We start from the raw sequence: 917 nt of genomic DNA on the forward strand, positions 1-917 counted from the left end.
TGAGAGACGGTTTAATAACTTAGCGGAAATTTAGTCGATGCAGCAGCAGCGATCCCATGGCCAAGTAAATCATGTTTTCCGACACGTCAATGCGCTGTTCATAGTCGCGCACCAAGCGTCGGTAACGCATCAGCCATGCAAACGTTCGCTCGACCACCCAGCGCCTTGGCTGAACAGCGAAACCTTGCTGCCCCTGCAGGCGCCGCACGACCTCCACCGTAAAGTCGAGAAACTCTGCCTTGTCCATCAGTTGTCTGCGGTCGTATGCCGCATCCCCAAACAGATGCTTCACCCACGGCCAGCGTTTGACCAAGCCGTCGAGCACCATCTGAGCACCAGTGGAGTCGGCGATATCGGCTGGTGTCAGGTTCATCGCCAGCAAGCGACCATCCGTGTCGACCGCGATATGGCGTTTGCGCCCGCTGACTTTCTTGTTGGCGTCATAGCCTCTCGCTCCCGTCCCTGGCGCTTTCACGCTCTGGCTATCGACAACACCGGCACTCGGCAGCACCTCCCGCTCATTGCACAAGCGATCCAGCATCAGTGCCAAGTCATGAATGGTGCGAAACAGCATGCGCCGCATCAGCCGCCGGAACCAGTAATAGACTGTCTGATACGGCGGGAAATCATTGGGCAGCATGCGCCACTCGCATCCAGATCGCACCATATAACGCAGCGCATTGATCACTGCGCGCAGATCCGTCTTGCGAGGTCTTCCCGTCTTCGCTTGCTTCGGCAACAGCGGGGCGATCAGGTGCCACTCTTCATCTTTCACATCCGTAGGATAACCACGTTTGAGCGATGTCCGTACCTGTTGATGCTTGCTACGATTCTCTTGTGTCCACATGACAGCTACTCCAAAACGTCAAAGACGCTTTGACACAAAAGTTGCTATGAAGTTTTTAAACCGTCACTGA

1 protein-coding gene is annotated in these 917 nt (G+C 55.3%); it reads right to left on the reverse strand.

Going from position 1 to position 917, the window contains the following annotated elements:
• Positions 1–19 precede the first annotated feature (19 nt).
• Positions 20–847 (reverse strand): IS5 family transposase, encoded by an 828-nt coding sequence (locus tag HWE17_RS28450; protein ID WP_176391116.1) that lies wholly within the window; start codon positions 845–847, stop codon positions 20–22.
• Positions 848–917: the final 70 nt, after the last annotated feature.

This window comes from Janthinobacterium sp. BJB401 (genome assembly GCF_013372745.1).
In the GTDB taxonomy this organism is placed as follows: Bacteria; Pseudomonadota; Gammaproteobacteria; order Burkholderiales; family Burkholderiaceae_D; genus Janthinobacterium; species Janthinobacterium rivuli.

What these genes read in the sequence shown, in the direction of transcription:
- HWE17_RS28450 (WP_176391116.1), bottom strand. Translation starts at nt 847, where the DNA reads ATGTGGACACAAGAGAATCGTAGCAAGCATCAACAGGTACGGACATCG.